The organism is Carboxylicivirga agarovorans (assembly GCF_050589845.1).
Classification (GTDB): domain Bacteria; phylum Bacteroidota; class Bacteroidia; order Bacteroidales; family Marinilabiliaceae; genus Carboxylicivirga; species Carboxylicivirga agarovorans.
Map to the genome: position 1 here is coordinate 82,447 of NZ_JBNGPA010000003.1, position 17,775 is coordinate 100,221.

Here is a 17,775-nt window from a genome sequence, read left to right on the forward strand (position 1 = left end):
GTGTTTAACCACAAGAGTACCGGAGGGGGGGGGGGCAATCCCCTCTCCCTTCAAAAATTAAGGCTGACTTATGCCAACCTTAATTAAACTATCTTTTCGCATACTTCAACTTCAATTATTCCAATTTAAAATAAACCGGTACTGTATACGCCACTTTTATAGCTTGCCCCCTCTGTTTTCCTGGCTTCCATTTGGGCATAGCCTTGATAATGCGTATAGCCTCAGCATCCAATTCCGGCGATACACCTCTTACAACTTTAACGTCTGTCACACTGCCGTCAACATCGATACTAAAACTAATGTATACCGTTCCGCTAATACCATACTCCCGCGCCTTCAAGGGATAATTCAGGTTATTGGCAATAAAGGATTTTAGAGCCTTGTCACCTCCTGGATACTCAGGCATCTCCTCCACCAAAATAAACAAACTTACATCCTCTTCTCCCTCCTCAAAATCCATCGATACAATTTCAAGATCACACTCAGCGTCTTCGATACTCAATTCTTCATCCAGTTCAATAGCATCATCAGTAATGTTTAAAATATCGCCTGATGTTACAGGTGGTGCTTTTAAACTTCTATCGGTATTTTTTGTGGAATATTCAGCCTTTGGATCAATCGCCACAAAGGAGGTAAATTCAGTTAACAGGTTATACTTTTTTCCAAGCGTTATAATTTCATTTCTCAGAGCTGAGTCTGAACTTACTCCTCTGTAGTCTGATAACAAACGTATCTTCTCCCTTGCCCACAGGTATTTTAGTGCTTTGTCACCATTACCTTTGGGGGGATCAATTGTAATAAGCTGGTTAATCTCCTTTTCACCTGTCATACCTTTGATACGTAACGTGCCTTTTCCTTTTCCTTTATACTTTCCTGATATGATCAAAGGACGCCCGGCAAGCAGATCAGGTACATTTTTAGGCAGAACATCATAAAATTCAAGCCCCTCAGTTGTATAGCTGATGTTCGTCATTAATGGCTGCGACACATAGCGGATAAAACGCTGGCGTACAGGAGCTGCTTCCTCCCTGTTCATCACAAAGAAAGGTTCGCCGTATCCGACATGAGCCATACCTTCGATCAGATGCCTGTTCACCCCCTTACCTATACCAAATGCATAGAAGTTAGCTTCACCCATTTTGTTTCTTATCAAATCAAAGGTGGCCTTTTCAACTGTAACATAACCGTCGGTAAGAATCAGAAATGATGTTGAGAAATTTTCATTGCGTTTCATTTGAAGAGCTTTGTTTAAGGCAGATAAAAGCTCGGTCCCTCCTCCACCCTGTCGACGTTCAATAAACCTGATGGCTTTATCAATATTGCCCTGTGTGGCCTTAACCGATACTTCTGCGAACATTTCTGAACCACCTGCAAAACATATAATGTTAAACACATCTGTCAATTTTAAATGACCCAGCAATTCCTTCATCATTTGTTTAGATACATCCAGAGGAAAACCGTTCATTGAGCCAGACACATCAACAATAAATACATATTCACGGGGCGGGATAGCTTCGGGAACTATTCGAACAGGTGGCTGAACCATGGCTAAGAAATAGTTCTCTTCGTCGGCCCCTTCATACACTAACACTCCTGTCTCTATGGCACCTCCACTTAAGGAATACTTCATTACAAAGTCGCATAGCCTGCCATCATTATCCGTCATCCTCAGCTGAGCCGATGATCTGCTTTCGTATTCTATCTTGTTGGGATGTGTAGCGCATTGCATTTGTTTTATGGGTATATAGGTTGATAAGCCAAGTTCTAAGTTGAACTCAGGATTAAACCCGACTTCTGCCTGAAGGTATGGGTTAATTATCCAACTTTCTATTGCATGGCTTTGTAATTCATCCTTACTTACATAGCGTGGACCAACAACAGTTGGATAAACAAACTCATACACCTGATCAACAGGTACCAGTAACTCAGTATAATGCATATCAACCTCCATTGTGGTTCCAGGCCTTATATTAGCAACACTCATCTTAAATACATTCGGTCGCTCTTCTTCCAGTAAAGATGCATTTTGTCCTTTCTTTTTGGCGTTCCGATACATTGTTCGGGCCTTTCCTTTTTCTTCAACAACTGCACGAATTTCGCGCTCCCCCACCCTCATCACCATATCATATACTGCAGCTCTTGATGAAGCAGGAAAGACGTATAATGCCTCCAAGGTCGAAGCACTTGTATTCGTATATACCTGCTTAACCTGCACATCAGCAATAACACCAGAGATATTCACCTTTACAGCGGTTGATTCCAGCAAAAAAGAAGACTGCTCTTTATCTTCTGATAGCACGATAAAATATGGTGATTCATTCTTACAACTATTAGTCTGAGTATTTTGAGCATGAACCAACCAGTGAGGCATCAGCATAAACACTGATAGCATTAATCCTATTCCAATACGTTTTGACTTCATATTAAACGGTTTAAGTTAAACATGATTATCTATAATCAACAGCTGTACCAGGAAGCAAAACAACTCTTATTGAAATACACTTAAAACACTATACAAAGCTGCTATTGTGAACTTTACAGAACACCAAATAACCACATGTATAAATAAAACAAGAAATGAATCCTTATTCCTATCCGCCCATGTGGGTGCTTATAAACGAATACCAAAGTAGTCCAACGCTTGTTGAACAGTATAATACAGCCCCAAAAAAAGCCCATCCATATCCACCTCTTATTTATCAAATACATATGCGTTGTTTAGCTAAAAAAGTTAATTTAGTATTCACTAATCGGAATAAACAATCTTGCCATGGCCGGTTAAATCAGGAAGGTATAATGGATGGAATAGCAAGATTATCATTAAAATACCACAGCTTTGTGCAGTATGTAAATACTATAAATGGACCAATTATCATTAAGGAACAGTATACACCGGTGCTTCAGTGAGCAAGCATGATGCACTTATGAAATAAGATTATTCGTTGAAAAACCGGTATTTAAAAACAAGCGGGCATAAAGGTCAGAAACCTGATGTTACATTTCTTAAGCCTGAATATACACTTACTCAGAACTTAAAATAGAAGAAGATGAACAAAATATTAGAGATAATCTACGAAAGGACAAAACCTGCAGGTGATATTTCGATGCATTAGCGCCCAGTGTTAGCACTATGGACGAGTCAACCTCATCGAGATCCCCATTTTCCAATTGACAACCAGAACATATCAATAATTCCAATACTATGAAAAGACTAATTTTAATAGCTCTTGTTTTTACAGGAAGTTTAACAGGATTGAAAGCAAGTGACTTAAACAATGAGATAATCGAGCTCGCAAATATCTATAGAAACTTTATGTTTCGTAACAATCCTACTAATGCAACTTTTGAGCAGCTATCAAAGACGAATTCAATCGAGCTGACCACCTCGACAAAATTTATAAAAGAAACTATTACAACCGATAACAAACTAGTTTCTTCAGATTTCCTGAAATTACCCGACGAAGCTACCTTGAAGTATATTTATATTATCAGGAAAGTGAATTTGAATATAAGAGATGATCAAGCCAAAGACAATAACGAGTTAATAGACGAACTCACAAACACTGAAATTCAGCGTCATGAATTAATTGACAGCTACTATGATATGTTATTTAGTGGAGTTGCCAATAAAAACAGACCTTTCGACCTATCTGAAGTTGACTTTCAATTAAACGACTATGATTTACAGGATGATACTGAAAAAGCCATTTTCTTCTTTAAGGCAATGGACTTATGTGGTAAAGTGATTTGGGGATACATGAATATTGTGAGACCACCAAACTATAAAAAAGCTATGTCTTTTATTGAGAAATATCCGAAGTTTAATGGTCAACCTTATTATCAATATTTAGATTTTAGCTTTCCGGACTTCGAAATGCAAATGGTGAAAGATAAAGATAAGGAAAGCTATAAATCATACTACCTGAATAAGTACTATGACACTTTACTATCCCATTTGACCTGTTTAAGTCAAAAGAAAAAATACAAAAAGGAACGAACCAATCTTCTACTCGGCTCAATATTGAAAGAGGAGAATTATTATAAATATTCTAAGAAAAAGAAAATACTTGAATCTCTATTTACAACGGTAGATAGATAATACACCATACAAGCTTTATAAAGCACAGCCTTTAAAAGTGCCAATTATGGCTTTAAAATACAAACCAAAACAGCAAGGCTCCTCAGTAACAATTAATAATATAGAATTATGGATTGTCCCAGATGTAAATCACTATTAATAAAAGATACAGTAAAAGATCTGAATACAGGTTTTGAAGTAGATACCTGCCCTTCATGCGGAGGAACATGGTTTGATAAAAACGAATTATCTCAAATTGATAAAGTCATTGAACCAACATTTTTAGAGATAAGACATATACCGGGTAAAAAAGATCAGATAGAACCGCTGAACTGTCCATCATGTAAAACCTCTCCTGCCCTCCATAAGTCGGAACATTACAGAGATAAAAAGGTCATCATCGACCATTGTCCTTCCTGCAAAGGAATATGGCTCGATAAAGGTGAATTAGAAGCCATTAGAAAGGAAAATTGGCTGATCACCATTGGTAAAATATTTAATTGGTTGATTGGAAAGGAATAAATCGCACCCGCTAACCTAATTACGCATAAAATATCATATTCAATGAAAAAACAAGTTTTAATAGTCCTCGGACTGATTGTGTATTTATCAAGCTTTGCTCAAACACCCTTTCTGACTGAAAAGAAAAACATAAAGGAAGTAAGAGAAATTGAAAACCAATTACAGTCTGTTTTTATTGGTTTTGACACCACAAGAGTGCAACAAGATTACTTTCCGGGAGCTGTAAAGGACAAAGATTATTACCCGATTAAATTCAAACGGACCAATGATGATTTTTTTCCTGAGCTTTTTGTTCATTACTATTATGATGAGAATGATTCATCTGTTGTTTGTGCTTCTTATGACTGGGAGATCATGAATTATGTGCAAAACATCTTTACTGATGGTCACCGGTTTGAGACAGAACAAAAAAGAAAAAAGGAATACCTGAAAAAGTACAAAGAAGTAAAGAAGGATGTGATCAACAGCCTTGGTGAACCCGATAAAATTGATGAGTCCAAAGGTGATGAGGGTTACTTCTATAAGTTAGAGTGGTTTAAGGAAGATATTGATGTTCTGATATTGTTTTCATTCTCTACAAAACTAAAAGCAATGGGGCCTGCTAAGTTTGGTTCATACAGAATAAGGCTAAAGCTTGAATACAAATAAAATAATCGCAGTAACTAAATATATATAACATGACTATTAAAACGCACATTGATTTTAAGGAGTATGTAAAACTGATGTACATATTGACTTACAGAAAAGGTGCATTTATTTTCACTGGTCTATTGGGAGTCTTTTTATTCACCATATCAATGCTCTATTTTACAGGAAGCCTTGAAACCGACACACCTCCCGCGATGGCAATTACCATGAGTATCATTTTTTTATTCCTACTACCATTCTCCGTCTATTTTGGTGCAAAAAAGAACTACTATTCCCATGGCAGGTTACAGGAAGAAATAAGCTATGAGATCACAGAAGACCTCATAGCTATAAAGGGAGAAACATTCACTACTGAAATGAGCTGGGATAAAACCTATAGAGTTCTTGAACTTAAGAACTGGCTATTGATCTATGAAAACAAAATGATGGCCAACATCATTCCTAAAAGATCCATTGATAACATGGATAAGCTGCGGGGCATTATTCGAAATCAATCTATCAAACAGAAACTTAAAAGATCATAGGCTCTACCTCTGACCTGATTTAAGGATGTCATCTATCATTTGCACAGTGGAAGTATAGATGACATCTTTTTTTTCGCTCAATTAGTTACAAACAGGTACCGTAAAAGTAAAGGCAGAACCTTGCCCTTCCATACTTTCAACCTTAATTTCTCCTCCGTTCTTGCGAACAAAATCTTGGCACAAGATTAAACCCAGACCTGTTCCTGACTCATTGTCTGTTCCCTGGCTTGTCGTATTCACATTTATTTTAAACAAATCTTCAATGAGCCCCTCCGGTATACCTACGCCATTGTCTGTTACCGAGATAGCAAGATATCTTTTGTTATTCTGTCCTTCGAGCAGCTCTGAACTTATGATGACCTTCCCTTTCTTGTGAGTGAATTTCACCGCATTTGACAACAGGTTGCGCAACACCGTGTTCATTGTCTCCTTATCCGCATAGATATGTGCATGGGTATCAATATCAGTAATTATTGAGATTTCCTTTTTCCTAATGCTGCTTTCCAGTATCTCGATTCCGTCTTCAATAAAGTCTTTTGCATTAATAACAGTCGGGCGGTACTCAATACGGCCCGAACGACTTCTCGTCCAGGTCAACAAGTTTTCAAGCAACTTATAGGTTGTCTCAAGATCACGGTTGATGTGAGAGATCAGTTCCAGCTTGGTTTTTTCATCATATTCCTGGTAATTTGAAACCAATAGATCACTCAGGCCAAACAAGGCATGAAACGGACCTTTAAGGTCGTGTGCAATAATGGAGAAAAATTTGTCCTTCTCAACATTTGTCTGTTTTAGCTCCTGTTCAATGGTTTTCAGCTTAGTAATATCAGTTATAACCGATATAATACCATCACTATCATCCATTCCATTGTAATAGGATGATTTGATAAGTACATTGATCAGCAGTCCATCTTTTTTTCTAAAGATAGTTTCCTGAAAAATAGATTTACCACTTAAAAGCTTCCTATTTATCCTTTTGCCTACCGCTATAAACTCTTCATAAGACGTGTAAAACATTGATGTATCCTTATTGAGCAATTCATCATTGGTATAACCCAATAAATTGCACAAATAATTATTGGAGAAAATGGTGTGACGATTTTTATTATGCATGATGCCAACCTGAGCCGTGTCAAATATGGTTCTAAGCTTGTTTTCACTCTCCAATAGTTTAAGTTCAGCCTCCCGCTCTTTGGTAATATCATGCACCATACCCAGCAAATAGTATGGGGTTCCATTGCCATCAAATTTAAACTCCCCTATTTCGTGTATGTGCTTATATATACCGGCTGGTGTTTTAATACGGTATTTCATGTCATATGAACCATCGCCATTTTGAGCCTTGTCCTGGATAGCCATTACTCTTTCCCGGTCTTCAGGACAAACCACATCAAGAAAATCCCGACGCGTATGACGCGGCCTTTTAATCTGATAAATTTTATAATATTCATCTGATCCACTGGCATGCTTATCTCCGAGATACAATTCAAAATAACCAATGGAAGCTAATGACTGTGCCTTAATTAATTTGTTACTCAGTGACCTGAGTTCCAGCTCTTGCTTCTTTCTAACGGAAATATCCCGCCATATTGAATAGGAATATTCTTCTCCATTGACCACAAATCTGGTAATGGCAACATTAGCCCATTTCTCTTTTCCGCTTTTTGTCTTAAATAACCAGTCAAAACTCCATCGCCCCATTTTGAAAGCCAATTGGGTATAGTGGGATGCCTTGTCCTTAGAGAGTTGCCCATCGGGCTGATACATTGGCGAAACATCCTCGGGGCGATGATTGAGTAATTCCTCTTTCGATCCATATTCGAGTATATCAACGGCAGCCTGGTTACAGGCAATGGCCTTACGGTCTTTCCTCAATATAACAGCATCATAGGATTCTTCAAATAAGGCACGGTAATGACTCTCTTTAGCCTCAATTTTCTTCTTTTCTTCTATCAAGGCCTGCTGATAAGTTATACGTGGAGTGATATCAACCAATTGCGTATTCAAATACAATGGCTGATTGTCTACACCCCTGACTACCGTCACATATAGATTAGCCCAAATGGTTTGACCTGCTTTTGTGATGTACCTTTTTTCAAGGTGATAATACTTAATTTCATCATTTAACAATTGCTGCAGTGCTTTCTGATTGGTTTCCAGGTCATCGGGATGTGTTATCTCCCGAAAGTTCATACATAGCAAATCCTTTTCACTATAACCCAACATCTTACATGCAGCATCATTAACATTTATGAAAACACCTTCTAATGAGGCCAGTACGATTCCAACCCCCGAATATTTGAAGGTATCCTTAAAGGTTTGCTCACTTATCTCCAGGGCAATAGAAGCTTCCTTTTGCCTGGTTATATTCCTTGAGGTACCCATGATCGAATGTGGTTTACCATCGGGTCCTTTAATGATAGACATGGACTCCTGGGTCCAGATGTAACTCTTATCTTTTTTCTGAAGCTTTACATCAAAGGCCATTGGTTCCCACCCCAAGGGATTTCCATGCTCTATATCACTAAGCCTTGCTTTGATGGTACTCTCCATTAAGTTCTTATCATCACCATGATGAAAAGAATGCACCGCATTCATATCCATTGTCTCTTCAACAGTATAACCGGTCAGGTTATACACTGACGGGCTCACATGTGTAACGTTCATCTCGAGATCCGAAGTCCAGAGAGTATCACTGATGTGGTCATTGATCAACTTATACTGCTCCTGACTTTCCTTGAGGGCCAGTTCTACTTCCTTTTGCTTGCTTATATCACGTGAGCTGCCCATTATCATAGCAGGTTGACCATTCTCACCTTTAATAAAAACCACAGACAGCTGCGCCCATATATAGCTTTTATCCTTTTTAAGCAATTTAAATTCCTCTACAAATGGCTCCCAACCCATGGGATTACCTTGTCTGATCTGGCTTAGTTTTCCATTTAATACTTCATAGGCTTTTCCAAGGTGATCAGGATGAAAAGTATCTTCGGGCGACAATGTTAAGGCTTCTTCAACGGTATAGCCGCGAAAATTATAGATGGACGGGCTTATGTATGTACAGTTAAGATTAAGGTCATAGGTCCATACAGTATCACTTATGTTATCTGCAATAAATTTGTATTGCTCCCGGTTTTGCACTAAAGCCTGTTCGGCTATTATCTGCCTGGTGATATCTCTTGATGTTCCGGCAATCATCTGGGGCCTTCCGTCGTCTCCTTCAATTACTCTGCCATAGGCTTCCATCCAGACATCAGCATCTTCTTTTCTATAATTAAGGATAAAATCAAATGGTTTCCACCCCTCCTGATCACCCCGGGCAATTTGCTGCAATTTCCTATCAATGACTTCCTTAACCTGTGGATAATTACTGGAGCCAACAGCTTCTTCCAGACTTAAAGTCAAAGCTTCTTCAACAGTGATTCCCCGCTGGGCCATAACTGATGGACTTACATATGTAAATTGTTCATTCAGGTCAAAGGACCATATGACATCAACCAGGTTATCGTTAATTATCTTGTAATGCTTCTGACTTTCCTTTAGTGCTAATTCCGTTTGTTTCTGACGGGTAATATCATCAATGGTCAGAAGAGTATAGTCAATACCTTCAAGGGTAACAATAGAGGTGGAAATAAGCAGGTCGAGTTTTACATCCCTGTCATCGCGCCTGACTATTAAAGATCCTTCTTCTCGTATATGACTTTTACCTGTTTCAAAAGTATCCCTTACACAGTTGCGTAAAGGACAATGGTGACAATTGAGCCCAAACCCACAAACTACTTTTTCCTCGCTCCATGCATTATTACAGTTAAAGACCTCTCCAGTCAAACGATTGAGAACCTCTTCTTTTCTTTTACCGATAAAATCAAGGCCAGTCCTGTTAATATTAACAACTTTCCCCTCATCATTAATCAAAACCAATAAGACCATTGCGTTTTCAAAAATGGCACTTAGTTCTGCTGAAAATTTAACTGAATTCGATCCCTTAAGTAATCCTGATTGCATACAATTCCTTTACTTATAGACAGTTTAAATCCCAATTGGAGGGACACAGATCTTATTATTCAACTTTAACAGATTTAAAAAGACTAGCCTCAATCAGACTATGATGCACAAACCTGCTTTTTAGAGGTGCGAAACAACGAAGACAATCGGCAAGTAAGTCATCTAAGCAACAGGCTGACATATTGATGAAGTTCTTAACCAGCTGCCAATGACCCGATCATTCGTGTCGTATTACTTGTTTTTGCGCCAGGATCAATTTCAACCAGTCATCGGGATAGGCTACCTCAAACTTCTTAATTGAACCGTTTAAATTGATCATCAATCCATTATGGCACAAGCCAAATTTCTTTTGCAATGACACCTGAACGATTCTATTCAGATGATAGAATTGTTGCTCGCCTGTCTTATTGGACGAAAAAATTAAACGCTGATTGGTTAAACATAGTTTACCAATTCCATTGACCTTATCAGTGCTGTCAGCATAACCTTCCACTACAATTTCTTCTTCTGCATTCAGTTGAATAATAATTGACATTACTTTCCGCTCATGCTTTCTTCTGAATAGGTAGAGTAAAACCATTGAGAAAGAACTCAAAACCATAAGCAGCGACATTCCAGCCATCATTGGGTCAGAGTCAAAATCATTCATTGCGATAATTACAATGCCAATTACGATCATCAGCATAAAAACAGCCAGTATTAAGTTTAAGCCCATCTTCCTCATTACACACATATCTAATTGTAGTTTTTCTCTTTATACTTCTTCTTAATGTGACAAACAGACAGTATCATCAATAAGTAACTCATCCAAGAACAAGCGAATGTTATACCCGTTCAAACACAATAACATCTCCGGCACTTTTTTATTTGTTCCGGCAAATTTTTAATATAAGGCCGAAGATGTTATCCATTAATATCTTTCAGGGTGCTTAATCATTTCACATGTCATGCAGTACGAAAAAGCATGGAACCATATAATATCCAATACCTCTCTTGCCCGTGAGAACTTACTTCTTCTGCAAACTGTAATTCATTAAGCTTACTCCACATTCTTCTGTTTATATGGTAGTATAAACAGGTCCACACTATTGTGAGCTACAATAATACAGTATAGGTGCAAAAGCTTCAGTCCCAATGTTTTTTTATTCGTACCAATATAAATTGGCACAAATAAAAAATTGATACCCACGCTTACAAAGTGCTGATTTTATGTCTATTAAATAATTTACAAATGGTACCATGTCCATGTACCATAAGTACCCGCTGAGGAACTCACAACTATATGGTTTTTATGTAATCTGAAGGCGTTTGTCCGGTGTGTTTCTTAAAAATCCGGTTAAAGGTAGTCTTCGAATTAAACCCTGATTCTTCTGCTAAATGATATAAGGTATGCTGCTTGTGACGCCCTTCCTTTAGCAGGCGTTTGACCTCCTTAATGCGATATTCATTGACAACGTCGGAAAAGGATTTCCTGAATTCGGAATTGAAGACCTGTACAATTTGCTTATAGTTAAGACCTGTTGCTTCAACCACGTCAATCATTTTAAGGTCGGCCTTTAAATAAGGCCTGCGATTATTAAAGTAATCCATTAGTACTTTGTAATCTCCATTCTTATCTTCTTGTTCAGGATGATCAGTATTATGAGGCTTAGCTGTGACACTTAATGACAAGTCCTCTTCCATGCCAAATAATTGTGGCTTGTTAATTGAAAAAATAGCCAGCAAGTATATTAGTAATGTCAGACCAAAGTAAAAGACTTTAAACGGATCAAAACCCAATGGAAAACGAATCATGATCAATACTGAGCTCGCAGTACCATATATCCATAGAATGACATTCAGCGTCAGGAATAACTTTAGCCACTTTACACCTGACAATTGAGATTCGGATAATTTTGTTTTTCTGAAATATTGAAAATGTGCAAGACTTCTCCATGAAACAATTGAATAGAACATTCCCTGAACAATTACAATGATACTCACAATATATTGCATAATGTCAAACCACCTGGGGACACCTGCTTTAAGAATGATGGTTTTAGCTTCTGCACTCTGAAAATAAAACGGGGCAAACGCAATCATGTAGGCCAGGAATGGAATATAATGTAACAGAGCTGAGGTGATTGTTAGCCTGTTCCTGTAGAGATAAGTCCTGATATATAAATAAACCAATGGAAAAAACAACAACATCATCCCACTGGCTAAGCCATAAATATGTGGGAATCTAAATACAAATTCTTTTGATCCCAGGGCATAAGAAATAACGATAAATGACCAGACTAAAACCAAAGAACCAAGTACCCTGTTAGCATAAAGATTGTGAGGGTAAAACATCAAATACATGGATATCAAAATAGCAAAGGCTCCCCCGCACATGAGAATCAAGTTATAAATATTTTCAATCTGCATACCTTACTATTATAAATGATAAGGCAAAATTAATGTTTTTTGTCAATCTCATACTTTTGCTCCCTTGCCATCATTCTTTTTCTCAATAAACAAAGCTATCAACAACTTGCATTTAATTATCAATGCCATAAGCTCTGTTGAATCAAAACGCTTATTTTAGCCAACTCACAAAATGTAGACGGTCAAACAATGAAGAGAAGACGAATTCATTATTATAAGCGACCTTTTTACATATCCTCAATACAGCTACAAGCCACAAAACATCATACTTAAGGGTTAGTGTCAATAGTGATTCCAAGTGCTCTGGTCCACCTATTTTGAATAGGTTTAAATTACCCCTGATACTTTCGGTTAATATTAGATATGTTAATTTTGAAAATACAGCCATCATGCCTGGCACCTACTTTAATTCTAATCTATTCCTGTTAACGAATGGGACTTAGCAGGTAAAGCTGTGCTCAACAAGACATTAGTTAATGAATACTGACATGGCATTAGCCCTTACGCCATACAAAGCACTTGTCAATGGTGTTAAAGCCTGGCTTAAATTCTAACCCTTTTATCAAAACAATCCAATGAGACAATTACTAACCATCCTGGCATTAGCATCAATATTGGCTTTTAAATCAGATAAAAATGAGGTTGTTTTCAAGTATCCCAAATTGAAAGACAAAGAGATTGTAATGAAAACAAGCGCATTTGAAAAATTCAGGAAAGAATGGAGAGGAAAAGATTATTATTATTTGTGCGACAAAGGGCACAATGGAATGGTATGTTCAGTTTTATTTTATAAGTTGAATGAGGAGGAGAAAATGATGTACGTCGATTTAGCAAGAGCAATGATTGGTAAAGAATGTCCGGAAATATCCCCTGCATTTCCTTTAGCTTACTTTACTAATTACTCAAATTTAAAAAAATATGAGACCAATATTAGTAAATGGGGAAATAAAGGAGATGACTTTATGTTTAGTCATGCTGACATTAAGGACTTTAATGGTACTCAAATAAACCAAAAACACATGTATGCCTATGCTATGATGAGTAATGATTTATTTGTTCATATTCATCTGTCTAAAACCTTTTGTACAAAAAACGATTCAATAGTCATGGCTAAAACTCTTAACAGCCTCCATATCAGAAAATAACACAGACCTGAACTTATCTTGTCAAATAGAACCTCATATGGAAATACTGATAATCATTCTACTACTATTTTTCACTATTCTTCTGGGACTGCCCCTATTAGTGACCATACTAAGAGCAAAGGCGCAGGGTGCAAACATATCTTTTAAACAGGCATTGGGCTTGAATTTCAGGAAGACAAACAAGAAAAATCTGTTTAAAGCTCTTGCATTGACACAAAATAATAAGCTTGACCTGGAACTGGTTGACCTTGAAGCTCACCTTTTAGCAGGAGGTAACACATATAAAGTTATACAAACCCTCATTAAGCACCAGGACAAAAAAGACTTTACTTTTCAAATGCTTACCGCCCTGGATCTAGCTGGTAAAGATATTGAAGATGCGGTCCTGAAAACAACAGAGATTCATACCCTGAGCATCAACGACCTGGATTTTAAATCTTTCAAGATAAACCTATGGGCTGAATACAAACATGGTATGGCAGCCGCTTTTGGGGCTTTTGATGAACAAAACAACAGCATCGAAGAAAAGGTTAAAGAAAAGCTGACTGCTGTTGCCAGGGACTGGACCTCTACAGATACCATCGCATCGCAGAATTTTATACGAAATAACATATTGAATACCGAGTACTGGGAAAGGGTATTGGGTGTTCAATTGATTCAACAAAAACTCATCCTGAAGAAATAACTGTCCCTTTAATAGTATGCCTAAAAATATATACGGGTTATGTAAGCCAATCACAACTTTTGCTATCTGCTAAGCCTATAATTTTTGGGATTGGAACAATAGCATACAAATAGATATTTCAGACGATTAATACATCAGACCAATAGCTTAACAATAATATAAAATGGAAAAATCAAAATCAGGCTCACCAATTTATAGGTATAATGAGTCAAACAAGAATGAATTTGAAGGAGCTTCCGGTGAAATGTCAATAGATGAAATTTCAGATCATATTGAGAAACACGTTGGCCAAATTCATATGGTATTTCATGAAATAATATCTGAACAGGTTCATATTGATGTGCACTGGGTTAAACCAACAAAAGAAAGGCCTTTTCATACATTAATTACATCAGGAATGAGCGACAAAGCGATGAATACTCCTGAAGGAGTTGAAAATTATGATTTCGCTGAATTAAGCATCTGCTTGCCTGAAGAATGGAAAATATCAGAAGAAGACTTTAATGATGAAAGAAATTACTGGCCAATAAGATGGTTGAAATACCTTGCCAGGTTCCCCCATGAATATAATACATGGTTAAGCTATGGTCACACGATACCAAATGGAGATCCAGCCGAACCATTCTCTGATAATACAAAACTAAATACGATGCTATTGCTACCAACAATCGTATTTAATGAAGAATTTCACACGCTCGAACTTGCCACTAAGTCAATAAATTTTTATACACTAATTCCTATTTATAATGAAGAACTTAAGTTGAAAATGAACAAGGGAGTAGAAGCCTTATTTGATGGTTTTGATAAATTCGGCGTAAATGATATTGTCCATACCGACAGACCTAATACCGCTAAAAAGAAAAAATTCCTCGGTCTATTCTGAAATTAACCAATCTGTGAGATATCATCAAGTAAACCGGGCATAGATGGTATTTGGGTGTTTATCTCTTTCGGACATAAGAAAAACAGGAATTAAATTTTATTGGCGACTCCATTTTCCAATTTGCAGCTAATACAGAAGCGCACATTTATAATGCATACAATCAAAATATATTTACTCATCTTTCTTGTCTAATGCCAGGCAAATTGCACTATGACAGATGAGCAAAAAATTGACAAATTCCTATACTCCGGTGAACTGTATATACAGGAAAATATTTATGAGGGAATAACTGGCTATGATGAAGACTTTCAAATTTCTTATGGAAAGATTAAAGTTAACGACGAGCCATGAAAGCTATAATTGTATTATCATTTTCGTGCGTTTAACCATTAAAAACCTAATATACTAAATACATGTACGTAGATTTTCAAAACTTTATCATTAAGGAGCAGGCCGAAGAGGTCGCAAAAATATTGAATGACAATGACATTAATGTCATAGTTAAAGAGGTTAAACCAAATGTTGATATCACATTTAGTAATACACACTCACTTAATTACTGGATTCGAATTCCTAAAGGTCAGGTGAAATTAGCAGAATCAATATTGAATAAAGGAACAAACTCAATAAAAGTACCCGAAGGACACTATTTTTTGGAGTTTACGGACGATGAGTTGACTGAAGTGGTGAAAAACTATTACGATTGGAATAAGACCGATTATCAATACGCCAGAATACTACTTGATGAACGGGGAATTAAGTATAGTGAAGAAAAAATAGCAGAATTTAAGAATGCCAGCCTGGAAGAACTAAGAGCACCTGAAAATGGTAAGTCAAGCTGGATCATTGCGGGTTTTATAACCGCATTTATGGGTGGGCTCTTAGGTGTTATCATGGGATGGAATTACTGGACGGAAATTAAGACGCTACCAAATGGCGAAAAAGTTCACCGGTTTAATGCCCCGACCCGTCAGAAAGGTAAACTAATGATGATCATTGGCCTTGTTGTTATTGTTCTGGCCATTACCGGCAGAATTCTTACATTATAACTCAGAGACTGTAATACTATATAAGAATAACTCACAATGGTAAACATTAAGCATATTCATCCTGTATGCATACAGTCAGTTACACTATTTATAATTATTACATTGAATACCTTAAAAAAATACCAGCTAAAAAAATGAACGATTGGCAAACCATAATCACATTCACCCAACCACACGATGCCCATTTTGCAAAAGTATTACTTGAATCAGCTGGAATCGAAACAATAATTCGCGATGAACTTACAGCGCAAGTCAACAACTTTTATTCAAACGCGATTGGTGGTGTCAAGCTTGATGTAAAAGAAAGTGACTCATCAGCCGCCATTGCCACTCTTAAGGAAGGTGGTTATATTAATAAAACGAAACAGACCCAACACCAAAATGTTGAAATAATTGAACTAAACGAAAATACAGACAGAAGCATTTGTCCTTTTTGTAGTTCCGACAACATTTATAAGAAAAAAGTTGTTAACCCCTTAGTGCTTGTGGCATACCTGCTATTAGGTGCATTTTTCCCTATTTTTAAGCGCAACTATATCTGTTATGACTGTGATAAAGAATGGAAATTTCGGAAGAAATAAAAGAGTAGTGTTCGATTACACAGAAAACAGCCGGTAATTACAGCACAATAAAATACCATGAAATACAATGAAAAAATACAAGATTCTATTGATTCTGTTAGTATACTTTTTAAGTACAAATGCAGACGGCCAGGAGAGTAAAGAACCATTAAGAGTTGGTGTAATCGGCCTGACCCACACCCATGTTCATTGGATTTTTGGTAGCGAACCACGTGGGGATATAAAAATTGTTGGGATTGTAGAACCCAATGTAGAGCTGGCCAAACAATACGCTGCACAATATAAGTTTTCAATGGAAATGGTATACCCATCCATGGAAGCCATGTTAGAAAAAGTCAAACCTGAAGCTTTTACTGCCTTTGGAACAATCTACGAGCATTTAGAGGTGGTTGAGTTTGCCGCACCCAGGGGAATCCATGTGATGGTAGAAAAACCCCTTGCGGTAAGCATGGAACACGCTAAAAGAATGCAGGTTTTGGCTGAAAAGCATCACATTCATCTGTTAACCAATTACGAAACAACATGGTACCCAAGCACGCATAAAGCATACGATCTGGCTAAAAAAGAAAATGCCATTGGTGACATTCGAAAAATAATGGTACACGACGGACACAAAGGCCCTAAAAAGATAGGTGTTAATAAAGAATTTTTGGAGTGGCTGACAGATCCCGTTCAAAATGGCGGAGGTGCCGAAGTTGACTTTGGCTGTTATGGAGTCAATATACTGACATGGTTCATGGACGGGAAACGTCCCAATAGTGTAACTGCCGTTGCGCAACAGTTACAGGCGGAAAACAATCCTAAAGTAAATGATGAATCAATCATTATACTACAATACGACAGTGCTGTAGCAGTTATACAAGGATCATGGAACTGGCCTATTGGTCGAAAAGACATGGAAATTTATGGTGTCAATGGTGTTATATACGCCGATAATAAACATGACCTCCGTGTTCGTATTTCTCAAGGCTATGACGCCTTTGATGAAGACGTCATGCAATTAGAAGAACGCAAAGCTCCATTTGATGATCCTTTTGCCCTTTTAGCTGCTGTCATTAGAAACGAAATACAGCTGAAGGACTACGACTTAAATGCTTTGGACAATAACATGCTTGTTGTTGAAATTCTTGATGCAGCAAAAGAAAGCGCAGAACTGAATAGAACCATTTACCTCAAAAAATAAGACAATACCAGGCAGTAACAGATCAACTTTAACATTTCTTCCCTTAGTTATAACTACACCTTA

At 37.2% G+C, this 17,775-nt stretch carries 14 protein-coding genes; 10 read left to right on the forward strand and 4 right to left on the reverse strand.

What is annotated here, in order from left to right:
* Positions 1–115 precede the first annotated feature (115 nt).
* Positions 116–2,422 (reverse strand): TonB family protein, encoded by a 2,307-nt coding sequence (locus ACRD69_RS04395; protein ID WP_430813849.1) that lies wholly within the window; start codon positions 2,420–2,422, stop codon positions 116–118.
* A 780-nt stretch (positions 2,423–3,202) separates the two neighbouring features.
* Between ACRD69_RS04395 and ACRD69_RS04400 the strand changes: the two genes are divergently transcribed.
* From ACRD69_RS04400 to ACRD69_RS04415, 4 genes are all read left to right on the forward strand, one after another.
* Positions 3,203–4,099 (forward strand): hypothetical protein, encoded by an 897-nt coding sequence (locus tag ACRD69_RS04400; RefSeq protein ID WP_430813850.1) that lies wholly within the window; start codon positions 3,203–3,205, stop codon positions 4,097–4,099.
* 108 nt (positions 4,100–4,207) lie between these two features.
* Entirely contained in the window at positions 4,208–4,600 is a 393-nt protein-coding gene (locus tag ACRD69_RS04405; protein ID WP_430813851.1) for a TFIIB-type zinc ribbon-containing protein, read from the forward strand.
* 42 nt (positions 4,601–4,642) lie between these two features.
* On the forward strand, positions 4,643–5,248 hold the full coding sequence (locus ACRD69_RS04410; protein ID WP_430813852.1) for a hypothetical protein: 606 nt from the start codon (positions 4,643–4,645) through the stop codon (positions 5,246–5,248).
* 29 nt (positions 5,249–5,277) lie between these two features.
* A complete protein-coding gene (locus ACRD69_RS04415; RefSeq protein WP_430813853.1) occupies positions 5,278–5,772 on the forward strand; it encodes a YcxB family protein in 495 nt (164 codons plus the stop codon).
* An 81-nt stretch (positions 5,773–5,853) separates the two neighbouring features.
* Here the strand turns inward: ACRD69_RS04415 and ACRD69_RS04420 are convergent, their stop codons facing one another.
* From ACRD69_RS04420 to ACRD69_RS04430, 3 genes are all read right to left on the reverse strand, one after another.
* Positions 5,854–9,777, reverse strand: a complete 3,924-nt coding sequence (locus ACRD69_RS04420; RefSeq protein ID WP_430813854.1) for a sensor histidine kinase — start codon at positions 9,775–9,777, stop codon at positions 5,854–5,856.
* Between the two features lie 217 nt (positions 9,778–9,994).
* Complete coding sequence (locus ACRD69_RS04425; RefSeq protein ID WP_430813855.1) at positions 9,995–10,501, reverse strand: PH domain-containing protein; 507 nt, start codon at positions 10,499–10,501, stop codon at positions 9,995–9,997.
* A gap of 554 nt (positions 10,502–11,055) precedes the next feature.
* Positions 11,056–12,186, reverse strand: coding sequence for a helix-turn-helix domain-containing protein (locus ACRD69_RS04430; protein ID WP_430813856.1), 1,131 nt, complete (start codon positions 12,184–12,186; stop codon positions 11,056–11,058).
* 575 nt (positions 12,187–12,761) lie between these two features.
* Between ACRD69_RS04430 and ACRD69_RS04435 the strand changes: the two genes are divergently transcribed.
* From ACRD69_RS04435 to ACRD69_RS04460, 6 genes are all read left to right on the forward strand, one after another.
* Positions 12,762–13,331, forward strand: a complete 570-nt coding sequence (locus ACRD69_RS04435) for a hypothetical protein (RefSeq protein WP_430813857.1) — start codon at positions 12,762–12,764, stop codon at positions 13,329–13,331.
* A gap of 37 nt (positions 13,332–13,368) precedes the next feature.
* Positions 13,369–14,016: a flotillin-like FloA family protein gene (locus ACRD69_RS04440; protein WP_430813858.1), complete on the forward strand. Its 648-nt coding sequence runs from the start codon at positions 13,369–13,371 to the stop codon at positions 14,014–14,016.
* Positions 14,017–14,179: 163 nt separating this feature from the next.
* Entirely contained in the window at positions 14,180–14,899 is a 720-nt protein-coding gene (locus ACRD69_RS04445; protein WP_430813859.1) for a suppressor of fused domain protein, read from the forward strand.
* A 413-nt stretch (positions 14,900–15,312) separates the two neighbouring features.
* On the forward strand, positions 15,313–15,948 hold the full coding sequence (locus ACRD69_RS04450; protein ID WP_430813860.1) for a hypothetical protein: 636 nt from the start codon (positions 15,313–15,315) through the stop codon (positions 15,946–15,948).
* Positions 15,949–16,082: 134 nt separating this feature from the next.
* On the forward strand, positions 16,083–16,529 hold the full coding sequence (locus tag ACRD69_RS04455; RefSeq protein ID WP_430813861.1) for a putative signal transducing protein: 447 nt from the start codon (positions 16,083–16,085) through the stop codon (positions 16,527–16,529).
* Between the two features lie 67 nt (positions 16,530–16,596).
* Positions 16,597–17,712, forward strand: coding sequence for a Gfo/Idh/MocA family protein (locus ACRD69_RS04460; protein WP_430813862.1), 1,116 nt, complete (start codon positions 16,597–16,599; stop codon positions 17,710–17,712).
* The last annotated feature ends 63 nt before the right edge of the window (positions 17,713–17,775 follow it).